At 74.9% G+C, this 17,052-nt stretch carries 13 protein-coding genes; 7 read left to right on the plus strand and 6 right to left on the minus strand.

Features of this window, described 5'->3' with window-relative positions; translation table 11 throughout:
• Window positions 1-81: 81 nt before the first annotated feature.
• From ACFWW8_RS11965 to ACFWW8_RS11990, 6 genes are all read left to right on the plus strand, one after another.
• Window positions 82-489, plus strand: a complete 408-nt coding sequence (locus ACFWW8_RS11965; protein WP_351277507.1) for a single-stranded DNA-binding protein — start codon at window positions 82-84, stop codon at window positions 487-489.
• A gap of 236 nt (window positions 490-725) precedes the next feature.
• Window positions 726-1,970, plus strand: coding sequence for a thioester domain-containing protein (locus ACFWW8_RS11970; RefSeq protein ID WP_386526977.1), 1,245 nt, complete (start codon window positions 726-728; stop codon window positions 1,968-1,970).
• 258 nt (window positions 1,971-2,228) lie between these two features.
• Window positions 2,229-3,710, plus strand: a complete 1,482-nt coding sequence (locus tag ACFWW8_RS11975; protein WP_386526981.1) for a bifunctional phosphatase PAP2/diacylglycerol kinase family protein — start codon at window positions 2,229-2,231, stop codon at window positions 3,708-3,710.
• 394 nt (window positions 3,711-4,104) lie between these two features.
• On the plus strand, window positions 4,105-5,769 hold the full coding sequence (gene ettA / locus ACFWW8_RS11980) for an energy-dependent translational throttle protein EttA (RefSeq protein ID WP_386526984.1): 1,665 nt from the start codon (window positions 4,105-4,107) through the stop codon (window positions 5,767-5,769).
• An 11-nt stretch (window positions 5,770-5,780) separates the two neighbouring features.
• The gene (locus ACFWW8_RS11985; RefSeq protein WP_386526986.1) at window positions 5,781-6,245 is read left to right on the plus strand and encodes an acyl-CoA thioesterase; all 465 of its coding nucleotides are present in this window, start codon (window positions 5,781-5,783) and stop codon (window positions 6,243-6,245) included.
• The gene (locus ACFWW8_RS11990; RefSeq protein ID WP_386526988.1) at window positions 6,242-7,060 is read left to right on the plus strand and encodes a hypothetical protein; all 819 of its coding nucleotides are present in this window, start codon (window positions 6,242-6,244) and stop codon (window positions 7,058-7,060) included. The genes ACFWW8_RS11985 and ACFWW8_RS11990 overlap by 4 nt, the downstream gene beginning before the upstream one ends.
• Before the next feature lie 41 nt (window positions 7,061-7,101).
• Here the strand turns inward: ACFWW8_RS11990 and ACFWW8_RS11995 are convergent, their stop codons facing one another.
• On the minus strand, window positions 7,102-7,506 hold the full coding sequence (locus ACFWW8_RS11995; RefSeq protein ID WP_351277494.1) for a globin: 405 nt from the start codon (window positions 7,504-7,506) through the stop codon (window positions 7,102-7,104).
• Window positions 7,507-7,631: 125 nt separating this feature from the next.
• Between ACFWW8_RS11995 and ACFWW8_RS12000 the strand changes: the two genes are divergently transcribed.
• Window positions 7,632-8,630, plus strand: coding sequence for a methyltransferase domain-containing protein (locus ACFWW8_RS12000; protein ID WP_386526991.1), 999 nt, complete (start codon window positions 7,632-7,634; stop codon window positions 8,628-8,630).
• Here ACFWW8_RS12000 and ACFWW8_RS12005 read toward each other — a convergent pair.
• From ACFWW8_RS12005 to ACFWW8_RS12025, 5 genes are read right to left on the minus strand one after another with little or no spacing between them, the layout of a single operon-like run.
• Window positions 8,627-9,676, minus strand: coding sequence for an FHA domain-containing protein (locus ACFWW8_RS12005; RefSeq protein ID WP_386527059.1), 1,050 nt, complete (start codon window positions 9,674-9,676; stop codon window positions 8,627-8,629). The two genes, ACFWW8_RS12000 and ACFWW8_RS12005, sit on opposite strands and share 4 nt — an antisense overlap.
• 47 nt (window positions 9,677-9,723) lie before the next feature.
• Window positions 9,724-11,049 carry a VWA domain-containing protein gene (locus ACFWW8_RS12010; RefSeq protein ID WP_386526994.1) on the minus strand — a complete coding sequence of 442 codons (1,326 nt, stop codon included), beginning with the start codon at window positions 11,047-11,049 and terminating at the stop codon, window positions 9,724-9,726.
• A 33-nt stretch (window positions 11,050-11,082) separates the two neighbouring features.
• A complete protein-coding gene (locus tag ACFWW8_RS12015; protein ID WP_386526997.1) occupies window positions 11,083-12,681 on the minus strand; it encodes a protein phosphatase 2C domain-containing protein in 1,599 nt (532 codons plus the stop codon).
• Window positions 12,682-12,684: 3 nt separating this feature from the next.
• On the minus strand, window positions 12,685-15,741 hold the full coding sequence (locus ACFWW8_RS12020; RefSeq protein ID WP_386526999.1) for a tetratricopeptide repeat protein: 3,057 nt from the start codon (window positions 15,739-15,741) through the stop codon (window positions 12,685-12,687).
• On the minus strand, window positions 15,738-17,012 hold the full coding sequence (locus ACFWW8_RS12025; RefSeq protein ID WP_386527002.1) for a hypothetical protein: 1,275 nt from the start codon (window positions 17,010-17,012) through the stop codon (window positions 15,738-15,740). Before ACFWW8_RS12025 ends, ACFWW8_RS12020 begins: the two co-directional genes overlap by 4 nt.
• Between the last annotated feature and the right edge of the window lie 40 nt (window positions 17,013-17,052).

Raw genomic sequence — 17,052 nt, forward strand, 5'->3', positions numbered from 1 at the left:
GGATGCGGCGCCTGCCCCCAGCATGGTTCCACCCCGTGCGGACGGTCCGCGCGGCGGGGAACGCGGGGGAGGGCGGCCGGGATGAACGACACCCTGGTGACGCTGGTGGGCCACGTGGCCACGCAGATCGACTACAAGGAGACGCCGAACGGCCCGTCGGCGAGGTTCCGCTTCGCGGTGACGCCGCGGTACTTCGACCGGCGCAAGGAGGTCTGGGCGGACGGGGCCACCAGCTTCTACACCGTGTGGGCGCGGCGGACGCTCGCCCTGAACCTCGCCGGATCGGTGTCCGTCGGCGAACCGCTGGTGGTGCACGGCAGGCTGAGGGTCCGGGAGGACCCGCCCGACGGGGAGGGCAACCGCTGGTTCTCGGCGGACATCGAGGCGACCGCCGTCGGACACGACCTGAACCGCGGTACCGCCGCCTTCCGCAGGGTCGTCACGACGGACACTCCCCTGATGGTCAATCAGAGGGCGGCGGTGGGTTGAGTGTTCGAGGTGGATAGGATTCCCCGGTACTCACGGGCACCTGGGCCTTCGGCCCGAAGGGGAAGACTGTGTCGATTGCCGTTCCCGCATCCTCCGCTCCTGATTCCGTTCCTCCACGTCCCGGTGGTCTCCCACCGGCTGGTGCTCCGGCTGGTTCTCCCGGCGGTTCCTCGGCCTGTTCCGCGGCCTTCTCGGCGCCCCTGGCCGCGCGGCCCGGCGCGCGGCGCTCGCTGGCGGTGGCCCTGCTGGCCGCGGCCCTCGCCGGCGCCCCCGCCGCGCAGGCGGCCGCCGACTCCGATCCGGTGGGCTCCCGGACACCGGAGGGCGCGAGCGCCGTGCTGGACGGGCTGAAGACGTTCGGGCAGGCGGTCCTGCACTCCGGGGACGGATCGGTGCGCCGGATCCCGGCCGGGCTCTACGAGATGCGGGTCGACGGCGGCGGCATGCTCCAGACGTACGGGGTCGGGGTCGAGGGCAACGCGCAGCCCCAGGCCCGGTACACCGAGAGCGGCTGGAGCGGCAGTCCGCTGGCGGCCAAGGGCGAGGCGGGCCGGATCCGCTGGGTCCTGGAGCACTCCTACCCGCAGCTGAACGACCTGGCCGGGCTCGCCGAGGCCGCCGGAGCCACGGGGCTCACCGCGGAGAGCGCCGCGGCCGGGACCCAGGTGGCGATCTGGCGCCTGGCCGACGGTGCCCGGGTGGAGGCCGCGGACCCGGAGGCCGAGAAGCTGGCCGACTACCTCCAGCGGGCGGCGGGCCGGCTGCCGGAGCCGCCCGCCTCGCTGGCGCTGGACCCGGGCGACGTCAGCGGGCCGGTGGGCACGCGGCTCGGCCCGGTGACCGTGCGGACCGGGGCGCGCAGCGTGTCGGTCGTGCCGGACGCGGCGGCCCTGGAGATGGGGGTGCGGGTGGTGGACGCCGAGGGGAAGTCCCTGGAGACCGCCGCCAACGGGACGCGGCTCTACTTCGAGGTGCCCGCGGGCACCCCCGACGGGTTCGCCTCGGTCACCGTGCAGGGCGCGACCAGGGTGCCGGTCGGGCGGGTCTTCACCAGCGGGGTCCCGGCCCAGGCGCAGATCGTGGCCGGCTCCAGCGAGTCGGCGGCGCGGGCGACGGCCTCGGCGATGTGGCCGGCCGTCCCGGCGGCCGACCCCGCCGCGGTGGGGGCCGCGGCCGCCACGACCGCCGGGGCGGGCTCCGGGACGGACGCGGGGGCGACCGTCGGAACGGCCTCCGGAGCGACCGCCGGAACCGGCTCCGGGGTGAGCGCCGGTACGGGCTCCGGGCCGTCGGCGATGAACCTGGGCACGCAGTCGACCGCCCTCTCGCCGGACTCCCCGGACGGGGAGCGACTGGCCGCCAGCGGGAGCTCGGCGGCGACCCCGGTCATCGCCTCACTGGCGGTGGGGCTGGTGGTCCTCGGCGGCCTCGTCGTCCTGGTGCTCCGCAAGCGCCCCTTGGAGGGCGAGGACCAGGGATGACCCGGCCCCGTCGGGCTCCGATGTCCTTGCCGGACCCCGGCCGCTCCCTGCCGGATCCCCGTCGCCCCTTGCCGGCCTCCCCGCGGGGCGGCCGGGGGTCCGCGCGCCGAGCCGCTTGTCCGCGCGCCGCTTGTCCGCGCGCCGAGCCGCTTGTCCGCGAGCCGCCTGTCCGGTCTGCCCTCTGTCCGGTCTGCCCTCTGTCCGGTCTGCCACCTGTCCGGCCGATTTCGGACCGCCGAGCGGGGGTAGGGGCGGGAAATGGTTGATCAGGAGCTGACCTGGCAAGGCGCGGTCGCGCGGTGGGACCGCGGACTGTTCGACATGGTGGCCCGGCGGCACTGGCCCGGAGCCGACCGCGTGCTGCCGAGGCTCGGGCGGGCCGCGAACCACGGGGTGCTGTGGGGCGGGACCGCGGCGGCGATCGCCGTGTTCGGGTCGGCCGGAGCGCGCAAGGCCGCCGTGCGGGGGATGGCCTCCCTGGCCCTGGCCTCCGCGACCATCAACACCGTCGGCAAGTGGTCCGTACGCCGGGCCCGGCCACGGCTGGACGGTGTGCCCGCCGTTCGGCAGCTGTCGACGCAGCCGCGGACCACCTCGTTCCCCTCCGGGCACTCCGCCTCCGCCTTCGCGTTCGCCGCCGGGCTGGCCCTGGAGTCCCCCGGCTGGGGCGCGGTGGTGGCGCCGGTCGCGGCTTCGGTGGCGTTCTCCCGGGTGTACACGGGGGTGCACTACCCCTCCGACGTCGTCGCGGGCGCCGCGCTGGGAGTGGCCGCGGGGTTCGTCGTACGGCGGCTCGCGCGGGACGCGCAGGAGGCCCGGGCCGTGCCGGGCGACGAACGGACCGCCGTCGGGGCGCCGGCCCTGCCCGACGGGGAGGGGCTCACGGTGGTGGTCAACACCGGCTCGGGCACGGCCGCCAGGGCTGGGCTCGACGTGCTGCGCTCCCGGCTCCCCAAGGCCGAGGTGGTGGAGTGCGGCGGCGCCGAGCTGGCCGCCGAGCTCGCCGCGGCGGCCTCCCGGGCCACCGTGCTCGGGGTCTGCGGCGGCGACGGCACCATCAACGCCGCCGCCTCCGCCGCCCTGCGGGCCGGGGTACCGCTGGCGGTGTTCCCTGGCGGCACCCTCAACCACTTCGCGCTCGACCTCGGCCTCGCCGGAGCCGCGGACACCTGCCACGCGGTCGCCGCGGGCGAGGCCGTGCACATCGGGGTGGGCCGGTTCACCCCGGGGCCCGGGGGCGGCGAGTCCGGCTACTTCCTGAACAACTTCAGCATCGGCGCGTACCCCGAACTGCTCGGTCACCGCCTCCGCTGGGGTCCGCGGATCGGCGGCGGCCCGGCCGCGCTGCTGGCCGCCTGGAAGGTGCTGCGCGCGCAGCGGCCCGTACGGCTGCGGCTGGCCGGGCGGCCCCGGAGCGTGTGGCTGCTCTTCGCGGGCAACGGCACCTACCACGGCACCGGTCCCACGCCGCGCCGCCGCGACAACCTCGGCGAGGGCCTCCTCGACCTCCGCCTCGTGTACGGCGGCGGCCGGCCCGGGCCGCGCCTGTTGGCCGCGGCGTTCGCGGGCCCGCTGAGCCGCTCTCCCGTCCACACGGCGACCCGGCTGCGCAGCCTGCGCATCGGGGACATCCCGTCCGGCACCCCGCTGGCGTACGACGGGGAGTACGCGGAGGCACCCGCCGCGCTGGTGCTGGAGGAGCTGCCGGACGCGCTCACGGTGTACCGGTCGCGGACGTGACCGCCCCCTTCGCACCTGTGCGATCGCGGATGGCAGCCGTCTGGAGTGACTCCGAGATCAAGAGCTTCACCGCGTGTCGCGCTGACATGCAGGGGTCTGTCGTGACCGGCGCGGACCTCGTGCTCGCCGCCCGTCTGCGCCGCCAGTGCTCCGGCACCTGACACACCCCGCGCTCCGGTCCCGTACGGACGGCCCGCGCTCCGGTCCGTACGGGACCGGAGCGCGGGGAGGGCGTACGGGCGGGCCGGGCGACCGACGGCGGTGACCGGGGGGTGAGACTCGGGGTCGGTCTCGCCCCAGCTCAAGGGGTCTGACCTACCCATTCGCCCGCAGGTATGGACGGCTGGCAAGATGGGGTGTATCTGCCCACCATCGATCTGCCGGACGGTTTCTCTTGGCTGAGTTCATCTACACCATGCGCAAGACGCGCAAGGCGCACGGCGACAAGGTGATTCTTGATGACGTCACCCTGAACTTCCTGCCCGGCGCGAAGATCGGTGTGGTCGGCCCGAACGGTGCCGGTAAGTCCACCGTTCTGAAGATCATGGCGGGCCTGGAGCAGCCGTCCAACGGCGAGGCGTACCTCTCGCCCGGTTTCACCGTCGGCATCCTCATGCAGGAGCCCAAGCTCGACGAGTCGAAGACCGTCCTGGAGAACGTCCAGGACGGCGCCGCCGACACCATGAAGAAGCTGCACCGCTTCAACGAGGTCGCCGAGCTGATGGCGACCGACTACACGGACGCCCTCCTCGACGAGATGGGCAAGCTCCAGGAAGACCTGGACCACTCCAACGCCTGGGACCTCGACGCCCAGCTGGAGCAGGCCATGGACGCCCTGGGCTGCCCGCCCGGCGACTGGCCGGTCACGAACCTCTCCGGTGGCGAGAAGCGCCGCGTCGCGCTCTGCAAGCTGCTGATCGAGGCCCCGGACCTGCTCCTCCTCGACGAGCCCACCAACCACCTCGACGCCGAGTCGGTGAACTGGCTGGAGCAGCACCTCTCGAAGTACGCGGGCGCCGTGGTGGCCGTCACCCACGACCGGTACTTCCTGAACAACGTCGCCGAGTGGATCCTCGAACTCGACCGCGGCCGCGCCCTGCCCTACGAGGGCAACTACTCCACGTACCTGGAGAAGAAGGCCACCCGCCTCAAGGTCGAGGGCCGCAAGGACGAGAAGCGCCAGAAGCGCCTCAAGGAAGAGCTGGAGTGGGTGCGGTCCAACGCCAAGGGGCGTCAGACCAAGTCCAAGGCCCGTCTCGCCCGCTACGAGGAGATGGCGGCCGAGGCCGACAAGATGCGGAAGCTGGACTTCGAGGAGATCCAGATCCCGCCGGGCCCGCGTCTCGGCTCGATCGTGGTCGAGGTCAACAACCTCTCCAAGGCGTTCGGTGACAAGGTCCTCATCGACGACCTGTCGTTCACGCTGCCGCGCAACGGCATCGTCGGCATCATCGGTCCGAACGGCGCCGGCAAGACCACGCTCTTCAAGATGATCCAGGGCCTGGAGACGCCGGACTCCGGCGCCATCAAGGTCGGCGACACGGTCAAGATCAGCTACGTCGACCAGAGCCGCGCCAACATCGACCCCAAGAAGACCCTCTGGGCGGTCGTGTCGGACGAGCTGGACTACATCAACGTGGGCCAGGTCGAAATGCCGTCCCGCGCGTACGTCAGCGCCTTCGGCTTCAAGGGCCCGGACCAGCAGAAGCCGGCCGGCGTCCTGTCCGGTGGTGAGCGCAACCGCCTCAACCTGGCGCTGACGCTCAAGGAGGGCGGCAACCTGCTGCTCCTCGACGAGCCCACCAACGACCTCGACGTCGAGACCCTGTCCTCGCTCGAGAACGCGCTCCTCGAATTCCCCGGTGCGGCCGTGGTCATCTCCCACGACCGCTGGTTCCTCGACCGGGTCGCCACGCACATCCTGGCGTACGAGGGCGAGTCCAAGTGGTACTGGTTCGAGGGCAACTTCGAGTCGTACGAGAAGAACAAGATCGAGCGCCTCGGTGCGGACGCGGCCCGCCCGCACCGCGCCACCTACAAGAAGCTGACCCGGGGCTGAGGTCGAAGACCATGGCCAGACACCACTACCGGTGCCCCCTCCGCTGGGCGGACATGGATGCCTTCGGGCACGTCAACAACGTCGTCTTCCTCCGCTACCTGGAGGAGGCGCGCATCGACTTCATGTTCCGCCTGGCGCCGGGGGAGGGCAGTGAGTCCTTCACGGGCGGTTCCGTCGTGGCCCGTCACGAGATCGACTACAAGCTGCCCCTCGTGCACCGCCACGAGCCGGTGCTCATCGAGTCCTGGGTGACCCGGATCGGCGCCGCGTCGCTGACCATTCGCTACGAGGTCAAGGACGAGGCGACCGACGAGCGGCCCGAGACGGTCTACGTGCGCGCCGAGACCGTGGTCGTGCCGTACAACCTCGCCGAGGGGCGGCCCCGCCGCATCACGGCCGAGGAGAAGCTCTTCCTGGAGGAGTACCTCGACAAGCCCGAGGTACCGAAGCGTTCCGAAGGGCGCCTCGCGGCATGAGCGACCAGCTGCGCTTCGCCGATCCCGGGGAGGCGGCGGACCTCGCCGCCTTCCTGGGCCGGCTGGTGCACTACGACCGCGCCGCCGCGGTCCGCCTCCAGGCGGGCGGCGGCGCGGTCGCCGTCTTCGGGCGGCCGCCCTCCTTCGAGGTGCTGGCCGTCCGCACGGTGCGGCTCGCCGCGCCCGTCACCACCCCGCTGGACGTGACCGTGTCCGCCGGCGAGCTGCTGGAGCACGTGGACGAGGCCTCCGCCTCGGCCGAAGTACCGGGACCGGTCACCGGACCGCCCTGGACCGGGGTGCTCCCGCCCCGCGGCGGCTGGCGGCGGCTGGACGGGCTGCCCGGCCCCGAGGCCGTACGGGCGGCCGTGGCGGCCGCCGTCGCCGAGTTCCGCACCCGGGACGCGGCGCTGCCCCCGCAACACCGGACCCGGTCCGAGCGCGACCGCATCGGCCGTGAGATCTGGTCCCGCCCGCTGGGCGACACCGAGCTCCCGATGCGCGCCGCGCACGCCGCGCAGGCGCTGGGCTTCCTGCGGGCGGTACGGGTTCCGGTGCCCGCCCCCGCGTCCGTTTCCGCCCCCTCGGCCGCGTCCGTTTTCCCGGGCGCCGCCGCTCCCGGTCCGGCCCCCGTGCCCGGTCCGGCCGCCGCTCCCGTCCCGGCCGCCGCGCCCGGGTACGCGACCTCGCCCGCCCCGGTGGCGCTGCTCGCCGCCGGGAACTGGCTGCGGCTGCGGACCCCGTACGGCTCCGTCGCCCTGCGCCGCCCCGGCGCCACGGGCGGCCTCGGCGCGCTCGGGGTACGGCCGGTCTAGCCGGTCCCGTACGCGGCCCGGGCCTCCCGTACGAGGTGCCCTCAGCCGGCGGTGTTGATCATCGAGGCGGCCGCGTACGTCAGGTACTTCCACAGCTGTGCCTCGTGCTCCGGCGCCAGCCCCAGCTCGTCCAGCGCGACCCGCATGTGCTTCAGCCAGGCGTCGTGCGCCGCCGCGTCCACCTGGAACGGCGCGTGCCGCATCCGCAGGCGCGGGTGCCCCCGGTGCTGGCTGTAGGTGGTCGGACCGCCCCAGTACTGCATCAGGAACAGGGCGAACCGCTCCTCGGCGGGTCCCAGGTCCTCCTCCGGGTACATCGGACGCAGCAGCGGGTCCTCCGCGACCCCCTGGTAGAAGCGCCGGACGAGACGGCGGAAGGTCTCCTCGCCGCCGACCTGCTCGTAAAAGGTCTGCTCCTGAAGCGTGCCCCGCGGAATCTCATTCACCCGACCATCGTCTCAGACGCCCGGACGGAGGACCGGGGTCCTAGGACCCTGCGCCCGAAGCCACCACGGACCCCCCGAGGGCCCGCGCGGTCGCACGCCGGAGCCCCGAGCAGGACAGTGGAGGCATGGCCGCACACGCCGCAGGCACCGGGGCCCGCGATCTGCGGGAGGTGGCGCACGCCGCCCAGGTCCGCGAGCTGGCCGCCGCCGGGGCACTGGACGATCCGCACTGGCGGGCGGCGTTCGCCGCGGTGCCCCGGCACGTGTTCGTCCCCTACTTCTGGACCGGCCGGGGGGCGGGCCACGAACGTCTCTGGTCCGAGGACCCCGACCCCGAGCGGCGGGCCCGCTGGCTGCGCGGGGTCTACGCCGACGCCCCGCTGGCGACCCGGCTGCGCGACGGCGAGCTGCTCTCCTCCAGCAGCCAGCCCTCCCTGATGGCGAGGATGCTGGAGGCGCTCGGGGTGCGCGACGGCGACCACGTGCTGGAGATCGGCGCGGGCACCGGCTACAACGCCGCCCTGCTCTGCCACCGGCTCGGCGAGGACCGCGTGACCACCGTGGACCTCGACGAGGAGATCACCGAGTCCGCGCGCGCCCACCTGGCCCGGCTCGGCTACCGGCCCGCCGTCGTCACCGGCGACGGGGCCCGCGGATGCCCCTCCCGGGCCCCCTTCGACCGGATCATGGCCACCTGCACGCTCCCGCTGATCCCGTACGCCTGGCTCGGCCAGTGCCGGCCCGGAGCGCGGATCCTGGCCCCGCTGGCGACCGGCCTGATCGCCCTCACGGTCCGCGACGCGGACTTCGCCGAGGGCGGCTTCCTGCAGACCCCGGCCTACTTCGTCCCGCTGCGCGGCGCCACGGCGGCGCCGGCCGGGCGGGCCGGAACCTCGTACGGGGATCCGTACGACCTCGTGGACAACGAGCGGTTCGAGTTCCTGCTGGTGCTGACGGCGGGCGTGCTGCACCCCCGCGAGGCCCTGGACCTGTGGCGCCGCGAGGACCGCCCGGCCCGCGAACGCTTCGGCGTCACGGTCACCGCCGAGGGCCAGTGGTCCTGGCTCGACGACCCCGGGGGCCCGTACGTGTGGCCCCTGGGGCCGATCGGCGGGGGTGGTTAGGTGCGGTGGAGGGTGATGGTGGTCCAGGCGCCCACGTGTACGCGGTCGCCGTCCGTCAGGGGGACCGGGACGTAGGGCTGGATCGGCTCCTCGCCGCCGTTGATCGTGGTGCCGTTGGTGGAGTTCTGGTCCACCACCGCCCAGCTGAGGTCCGGCTGCTGGACCAGGACCGCGTGCTGGTGGGAGACGCCCGGGTCCTCCGGCGGCACCGACAGGTCGATGTCCGGGGACTCGCCCGTGGAGGCGCGACGGCGGCCGATGGTGATCTGGCCGCCGGACAGCGGCAGGTGCTGCTCCGGGGAGTACGCGGGCAGGTTGAGCGCCGCCGCCTCCGGGCCGCTGCGCTGCATCATCGCCATGAAGTACGAGCGGTCCGGGCCGATCGTCGCCGACCACGAGCCGCCGCCCTGGGGCGCGAAGGACTGCGGCGGGTGGGGCTGCTGCTGCTGGTACGACGGCTGGTGCTGCTGCGGCGCGTACTCCTGGTACTCGTGCTGCGGGGACTGCTGCTGATACTGGTGCTGCTGCGGAGGCTGCTGGTACTCCTGCTGCGGCTCGTGCGCCGGAGGCGGGAGCAGCCAGTCGTCCTCGCGCTGGAGCGGCTCGGCCCCGCGGTTCACCCGGGAGGGCCGCGAGCCCTGGTACTCGAAGTGGTCCTGGGAGTACACGCCGGGAGTCTGCGCGGGCGACGGCGGCGGGAGGGGCGTGACGCCGGGACCGGGGGTGTTGCCCTGAGGGGGCCGACCGGCCGGAGGACCCTGGCTGCCCTGCGGCCCCTGGTCCGGGGCGGCGGGCGGCGCGTACGAAGTCGGCGTACGGGTCAGGAAGTTGTACCGGCACTCCTCGCAGAACGGGGCCATGGCCTCGCGCGGGGTCCGGCACTGCGGGCAGAGCTCGGCCTGGGTGGTCGGCTCACCGGAGGTCGGAGGGTAGCCGTAGCCGTAGGAGGGCGCGGCGGGCGCGCTCTCCCGGGCAGCCATGCGGTGGCCGCAGACCTCGCACCAGTCGTCGGAGGCGGACTGGTGCCCGTTCGGGCAGGTCGGCATGGCGGCGCTTCCCCCTTCTTCTCCCTGCGTCATCACGTCAGGTCTTCTCAGGTCTTCTTCACTCGGACGGTCTGGATCGACCGGGTTTCGAGAGTCATCTCGTCGGCGTCGGTGACCCTGGCTTTCAGCCGCACAGTACCCGCCGCCGCATCCACGACATCCACCACCTTCGACAGAAGCTTCGCGGTGTCGGAGTTTCCGGACACGTTCGCCAGTTGCACCGCCCGGCCGAGCTTGGCCGTGGCGCCGTCGACATCGCCCATTTTGCGGGCCTCCAGGCCCTGCTGGATAGCCTGCGCGAGCTCCGCCTGACCGGTGTAGTGGGCGACTTGCGGGTTGATCGCGGTCGACGCGGCCAGGTCGTCCGTCCACACCGCGCGGACCAGCCCCTGGGCCAGGACGGACGCCGGCTCGCCGGCCGCCCCCGGCAGGACGAGCGTGGCGCGGGCCGCGAGCATCTCCTGGCCGACCGAGGCGCTCGGGACGCGCACGCACACGTGGTACTCGCGGGACTCGTCGCCCCAGGAGCCGGTCGGGTAGTCGCCGGCCCGCGGGCCCGCCTCGGTGCGGCGGTCCGTCAGGTCCTGGACCGCGGGAGCCACCTGCTTGACGTACTGGATCTCCACGCCGACCGGGGTCCACAGGCGCAGCGCGACGTCCGCGACCCCCTTGCCCATGACGTTCTCCATCATGTGCGTGAAGTCTCCGGCGAGGTGGGCCGGGTCGGCCACGATGTCGGCCGAGCCGAGCAGCGCGCTCGCGATCCCGGTGACCTCCTTGACCTCCCAGTCGGTGCCCACCCCGCGGGCGTCGCAGGTGAAGCGGCCCGCGCAGGCGTCGAGGGTGGCGCGCAGCACGGCCGGCTCCTCGTGCTCGTTGCGGCCGTCGGTGAGCAGGATGCCGTGCCGGATGACCGCCGCGGACTGGCGCAGCAGGCCGTCGGCGAGCCGCAGCCAGGTGCCGATGGCGGTGCCGCCGCCCGAGCGCAGGCCGCGCAGCGCCTCCTTGGCCTCGGCGCGGGTCGCCGGCCCGGCGACGGCGAGGCGGCCCTGCCCCGGGTAGACCTCCTTGGCCACGTGGGTTCCGGCGATCACGGCGAAGGAGGTGCCGTCGCGCAGCGTGTCCACGGCGGCGGCGGTGGCCTCGCGGGCCCCGCGCATCTTCTCGGGCGGGTACTCCATCGACCCCGAACAGTCGACCATGATCACGACCGCTGCCGCGCCCTGGAGGGCCGACGTCCGGGTGGCCGTGGCCCCGCCGGTGGAGGTGGCCGTCACGATCGCGTGGACGTCCCGCCCGCCCTCGGGGAGGAACTCGTTCTGGTACACCTCCAGCGTGAAGCGCGGGGCGCTCGGCTTGGCGAAGTTCGCCATCGGTCGGTCTCCTAGCAGGCTCGGGCAGGCGGGTCAGGCCTGCGGGCGCGGTTCCGGTTCCGCTTCGGGTCCGGATCCCGGTTCCGGTCGGGGATCGGGCTGCGCCGCGAACGGCACGACGGCCACGGTGACGTTGTCGTGGCCGCCGCCGTCCAGCGCGTGCCCCACCAGGACCTGCGCACTGTGCAGGGGGCGGACGGCGGCGTCCGCGGGGAGCACCCGGGCCATGTCCCGGGCGGACTCGGCGTAGTTCCAGAGGCCGTCGGTGCAGACGACGACCACACCCGGGTGGTCCGGTTTGAAGGTGGCGGTGTGCGGTTCGAGGTCGTACGCGTCGGCGCCGAGCCAGCCGGTGATGGCGTGGGCGCGCACGTCGGCGTAGGCCTCGGCCTCGCCCATCAGGCCGGCCGCGACCATCTGCGCCGCCCAGGAGTCGTCCTCGGTGAGGCGGCGGGGCAGGGCGGCCCGGTCGTCCGGCACCCAGTACGCGCGGCTGTCGCCCACCCAGCCGATGGTCAGCAGCCCGCTGCTGACGACCGCGCCCACCAGGGTGCAGGCGGGGGCGTTCTGCGCGCCCGGGGTCTCCGGGGCCAGGGCGTTCACCGCGGTGGCGGCGGCCAGGATCGCGTCGTGCATGGCCTCCTGGGGGTGCGCGCCGCGGGGGAGCGCGTCGAGCAGGGCCTCGTTCGCGGCGGCGGCGGCGGCCGCCGACGCCTCGTCGGGGCGGCTCGCGGAGGAGACGCCGTCGCAGACGATGGCCACGGTGGCGGCGGAGCCGTCGGGCAGGGCGGTGGCCGCCACGGCGAACGAGTCCTCGTTGCGGTGGTGGCGCAGCCCCCGGTCGCTGACGGCGGCGACGCTGCCGAGCTCCTCCTCCTGGTGGTCCCGCTCCCGGGGCTGGGCGTGCCCGCAGTGCTCGCAGTACCCGTCGGTGTCCACGTGTCCGGCCCGGCAGGCGACGCACGTCTTCCCGCCGGTCGGCGTTCCCTCGGGCGGCGTCCCGTTGCCGCCCTGACCGGCGACCTGCGGGGCGGCGTACGGGTCCCCGTGGCCCGGGGCGGTCCCCCGCGGGGCGGCGTACGAGCCCTCGTGCCCGGAGGTCGCGCCCTGCGGGCCGGCCTGGGGGCCGTCGTACCGCTGGTGCTCCTCCGCCGGGTCGGCGGCGGACTGCGGCCCGGTGTCGCCGGAGGGTTGGTGGTCGTACCGGGCCGCGGGTGCGGGTGCGGGTACGGGTGCGGGCGGGGTCGCGGGGGCCGCGGTGGCCGCGGGCGGGGTGGCGTGCGCCGGCTCGGAGACGGTCCCGTACGCGGCGTCCGGCTCCTGCGGGGCGGCGCTCCAGCCCGCGGGGTCGCCGACGAGGGTCGGCGCGGCCGACGCCACGCTGCCCCAGCCGGGCGCCGCTCCGGCCGCGCCGTGGCCGCCGCCGGGGCGAGCCGGAGCGGGGGCCGGAGCCGGAGCCGCGGCCGGCGCGGACGCGGCGCCCGGTGGCGGCGGGAGGGGGACGGTGGGGTGGTCCGCGGCCGGAGCCGGGGGAGGGGTGGTGACGGCGTAGCCGCAGACGCCGCAGAAGCGGTCACCGTCCTCCAGGGGTTCCGCGCAGTCGGGGCAGCCCGACAGCCGATGCATCGACATCAATCACACCCACGTCCGGGGACGGAAACGGTTTGCCCGCTCCACCAGTTCGATCCTCTCCTCGCCCCGCTGTGCCAGCCGGGCGAGGACGCGGTACGAGCGCTCCAGTCCGAAGCGCAGTCCGCGCTCGTCGAGTTGACAGCCGAGCAGCGAGGTCCGGCCGGGGTCGGAACCCCGGCCACCCGACAGTACCCAGTCCAGGGCCGAGCCCAGAACCTCGGTCGCCAGCCGCTCCTGCCGTTCCGGGTCCAGCCCGAACCGCCGCAACGCCTCCACCTGGTCGGAGGCGGCCCGCAGATCGGCCAGCAGCGGTTCCCGCGGCGACCGGTCGCGCAGACGTGCGCGTACGGCCGCCACCCGCGCGGCGGTGTAGTGGATGGACGCCTCCGGCACGGACTCCAGCGTGTGCACGGCCCCGTCCCGGTCTCCGGCGGCCAACTGGACCCGGGCCAGCCCGAAGGCCGCGCTCACGAAGCCGGGGTCGGTGATCCAGACGAGCCGGTAGTACTCGGCGGCGTTGTCGAGCTGCCCGAGGACCTCCGCGCACAGCCCGAGGGCGAGCTTCGGAGCGGGCTCGCCCGGGAAGGCGTCGTAGATCGCGTCGAAGGACAGGGCGGCGATCTCGTCGTCACCGGCGGCCAGCGAGGCGATGCCGCGCGCCCACACCACCCGCCAGTCGTCCGGGTGCCGGTCCTCCAGTTCCGCCAGGGTGCCGCCGGCGACCGACAGCTCGCCCAGCTCCAGCCGGGCCCGCAGCTCGCGCAGCCGCAACTCGGCGGAGTCGGCGGGCGCCGAGCCCAGCGCGCCCAGCAGGTCGGCCGGGGCGGAGGCGAGCAGACCGGCCAGGAAACCGGCGTTGGGGTCGGTCGGGTCCACCAGCGGTACCGGCAGGGCCAGCGCCGTGCCCCGCGCGTCGAGCCGCGCCAGGCCCGCCGTACGGGACGGCACGGCCACCGCCGGGGCGGGGCCGGGACCGGGCGGCGCCGCGTGCCGAGGCGCGGGGACCGCGGCCGCGGCCGGGACCGGGGTCTGCCGGAGTACGGGCACGGCGCCGCCGGCCACGTGCGTGGCGGTGGTCCCGAGCACGGGCAGCGGCGCCCCGGCCCCGTACGGGGCGCCGGGCGGGGCGGCGGCCGCCGGCGAGTACGCCCCGAAGCGGGGCGACGCGGCCGCGCCCCCGGGCCCGTGGACCGCCGAGGCGCGGACCCCCGGCCCGTGGCCCGCGGCGGGACCCGCCACCGGGTACGGCAGCACGCCGGGCGCGGCCGGACCCGGTGGCGCGACGGCGCCGTGCGGAAGGGCGCCGTGCGGAACGGCGCCGTGCGCGCCCGGTACGACCGGCCCGGTGCTGCCGGACGCGCCGACGCCGGCTCCCGCAGCGCCCGTACCCGCAGCCCCCGTACCCGCAACACCGCTTCCCGCAGCGCCCGTTCCCGTCGCTCCGCCCGTTCCCGTCCCTCCGCGGCCGAACCGGCCGAACCGGCCGCGCCGCCGGGCGGACACCGGCCGTACGCCCAGGTGAGAGACCTCCCGGCCCGGCTCGTCCGCGAACAGCCGGGTGTCCGGCACCCGCAGCTCCGGGCTGAACAGCGTCGACAGCTGCGGCCGCGGCCGGCCCGTCTGGAGCGCGACCACCTCCCGCAGCACGCCCGTCAGCTGGTCCGCCATCTCCTGCGCGGACGCGAACCGCCGCCCCGGGTCGGGGTCGGTGGCCCGGACGAGCAGCCGGTAGAAGGACTCGTACCGCCCGAACACCTCGATGTGCTCCGGGTCGGGCAGCGAGTCCGCGAACACGTTGGTGTAGCCCTGGAAGTCGAAGGTCAGGACCGCCAGCGTCCGCGCCACCGTGTACAGGTCGGAGGCGACCGACGGGCCCAGCTCCGCGACCTCCGGCGCCTGGTAGCCCACGGTCCCGTAGATGGCCGACTCCTCGTCGTCCATCCGGCGGACCGCGCCCATGTCGATCAGTTTCAGCTGGTCCTGCTGTTGGATCGCGTTGTCGACCTTGAAGTCGCAGTACAGCAGGTTGCGGCTGTGCAGGTGGCCGAGCGCCTCCAGCGCCTCGATCCCGTACGCGCACGCCTGCTCCACCGGCAGCGGATCGCGCCGCCCGTCCGGCCGGCGCCGCTCGTTGGCGATCTCCTTCAGCGACTTGCCGCCCACGTACTCCATGACGATGTACCCGTCCAGCGAACCGGTCCGCTGGTCCAGGTGCTCCACGAAGTTGTAGATCCGCACGATGTTGGAGTGCTCGATCTCCGCGAGGAAGCGCCGCTCGGAGATCGCGGCCTCCATCGCGTCCTGGTCCCCGGTGTCGAGCAGGCCCTTGAGCACCACCCACCGGTTCGAGACCGCCCGGTCCACCGCCAGGTACACCCAGCCGAGCCCGCCGTGCGCCAGGCAGCCCGCCACCTCGTACTGGCCGTGCACCACGTCGCCCGCGCGCAGCTTGGGCACGAAGGAGTACGGGTGTCCGCACTTGGTGCAGAACCCCTCCGTCCGGCCCTGCCGCTCGCCCCGCGAACGCCCCACCGGGGCCCCGCAGTCCGAGCGCGAGCAGAACCGCTTGCGCTCCGGCACCTCCGGGTTCTCCAGGACCGCCGCCGAGGGGTCCGGACGCGGCATCTCCGGCATCGTCACCAGCCCGGCGCCGAGCCGCCCGCGCCCCGAGGACGCGGACGCCGAGCCCGAGCTGCGGACCGACACCGACCGGGTGGAGGCGGCCCCGGACAGGGCCCGCGACAGCCGCCCCGACACGGAGCGCCGGGACTGCGAGGAACGGGACGAGCGCGAGGACCGCGCCGATCCCGAGGACCGCGCCGAGCCGTGGGAGCCCTGCGAGCCCTGGGAGCCGTGGGAGCCCCGGGACCCGCCGGACCCCAGGGAGCCCTTCGCCGCGCTGGTCATCCCCGTCGGCGGCGAGACCAGCTCCTCCGCCCCCGCGGCGACCGCGCCGGCCGGCGCCAGCCCGCAGGTGTCGCAGTACAGCTCGCCGCCGCCCATGTCCTCGTACGTCCCCGGGCAGCCGGGGCGAACGCACGTCGTTCCGGTCAGGCTCATGCGTCCTCCTTCCCCGGCCCGGTGGGCCAGTGGTGATCCGGCAGGGACTGCTGGGGCTGCAGTGACTCGGCGGTCGCCTGCTGGTAGCGCAGGACGGCCATCTCGGCGGCCCGCAGGTCGCAGGGTGCGCTCCACAGCATCCGCCGGGCCGTGTCGTAGCGCTCGATCAGTACCGGGTCCTCCGCCATTCCGTGCCGGGCCACCTTCGCCTTGTACGCGTCGAGGCGTCCGCGCAGCTCGGCCCGGACCGCGAGGGGGGCCGTGACCGCCGTCAACGACTCACGGGCCCGCCGCAGTTCCTCCTCCGCGCGCTCCTCCAAGGACTCCAGCAGCGGGGAGAGCCGGTGCCACCGGGAGCGGCGCCGGTGCTCGGCCGCCGCCGCGAGCTGCTCCTGGAGCGCCGTGGGCGGCCCGCTCACGGCGGGCACCTCGGACGCGGCGATCTTCGCCAGCACCTCGCCGCGCGCGGTCCGCGCCTCGGCGAGGGTCCGGTCCGCCCGCGACAGCACGTCCCGCAGGCTGATCAGCCGCTGCTCGGCGTCCTGCCGCACGTCCAGTACGGCCTCGACCTCCCGGCGTACGTCCTCCAGCGCGAGCGCGGCGCGGTCGTAGCGCCCCGTGTCGGGCCGGCCGCCGCCGGGCGCGGAACTCCCCGCGACCGGCAGCCAGAACGCCAGCGGGTCCTCGATCACCCGCGCCCGCAGCCCGGTCAGTTCGGCCGTGATGTCCTCCAGGTCGTCGCCGGAGGGGTGCTCACCGGGGCGCACGCCCACCGAGTGGGCCAGCGAGCGCGTGCGGTGCAGCTCGGCGGAGAGGAGGTCGATGCGGGCGGGCAGCGCCGACCAGACCGCGTCGGCGGCCACCACCACGTCGAGCGAGCGGGCGTACAGCTCGTTCATCCGGGCCACCAGCTCGGCGAGCGAGAGCCGCTCCGCCAGCGCGGACCCCTCCACCGCGGCCCCCGCGATCAGCACTCCGGGCCCGCGCAGCCGCTCGGTGAGCTCGGCCAGTTCCTCGCGGTTCGGCCAGCGGCGCCGCTCGCGGATCTGCCGGGCGGCGGTCAGCGCCCCGCTGTAGGCGTCGAAGTACGTCCACAGCCGGGTGATGTCCGCGTCGGCGGCCGCCCAGCGCTCCGCGGTGATCCCGGTCAGCGCGGCGCCCTCCAGCAGCCGGCGGCCGGCGTGGTCCTGGAGGGCGAGCAGGGAGGTCTCCACGGCCTCGTGCTCCGCGCCCAGCCGGGCGAGCGCGCGGTCGACGTCGTCCCGGTCCATCACTCCCGCTCCCGCCTCCCCCGACTCCGCGCCGCCCGAC

The sequence above is a fragment of the Streptomyces sp. NPDC058701 genome (assembly GCF_042715295.1).
Classification (GTDB): Bacteria; Actinomycetota; Actinomycetes; order Streptomycetales; family Streptomycetaceae; genus Streptomyces.

What these genes read in the sequence shown, in the direction of transcription:
- ACFWW8_RS12020 (WP_386526999.1), bottom strand. Translation starts at nt 15,741, where the DNA reads ATGAGCCTGACCGGAACGACGTGCGTTCGCCCCGGCTGCCCGGGGACG.
- ACFWW8_RS11965 (WP_351277507.1), top strand. Translation starts at nt 82, where the DNA reads ATGAACGACACCCTGGTGACGCTGGTGGGCCACGTGGCCACGCAGATC.
- ACFWW8_RS12005 (WP_386527059.1), bottom strand. Translation starts at nt 9,676, where the DNA reads ATGCCGACCTGCCCGAACGGGCACCAGTCCGCCTCCGACGACTGGTGC.
- ACFWW8_RS12015 (WP_386526997.1), bottom strand. Translation starts at nt 12,681, where the DNA reads ATGTCGATGCATCGGCTGTCGGGCTGCCCCGACTGCGCGGAACCCCTG.
- ACFWW8_RS12000 (WP_386526991.1), top strand. Translation starts at nt 7,632, where the DNA reads ATGGCCGCACACGCCGCAGGCACCGGGGCCCGCGATCTGCGGGAGGTG.
- ACFWW8_RS11975 (WP_386526981.1), top strand. Translation starts at nt 2,229, where the DNA reads ATGGTTGATCAGGAGCTGACCTGGCAAGGCGCGGTCGCGCGGTGGGAC.
- ACFWW8_RS11990 (WP_386526988.1), top strand. Translation starts at nt 6,242, where the DNA reads ATGAGCGACCAGCTGCGCTTCGCCGATCCCGGGGAGGCGGCGGACCTC.
- ACFWW8_RS12025 (WP_386527002.1), bottom strand. Translation starts at nt 17,012, where the DNA reads ATGGACCGGGACGACGTCGACCGCGCGCTCGCCCGGCTGGGCGCGGAG.
- ACFWW8_RS12010 (WP_386526994.1), bottom strand. Translation starts at nt 11,049, where the DNA reads ATGGCGAACTTCGCCAAGCCGAGCGCCCCGCGCTTCACGCTGGAGGTG.
- ACFWW8_RS11985 (WP_386526986.1), top strand. Translation starts at nt 5,781, where the DNA reads ATGGCCAGACACCACTACCGGTGCCCCCTCCGCTGGGCGGACATGGAT.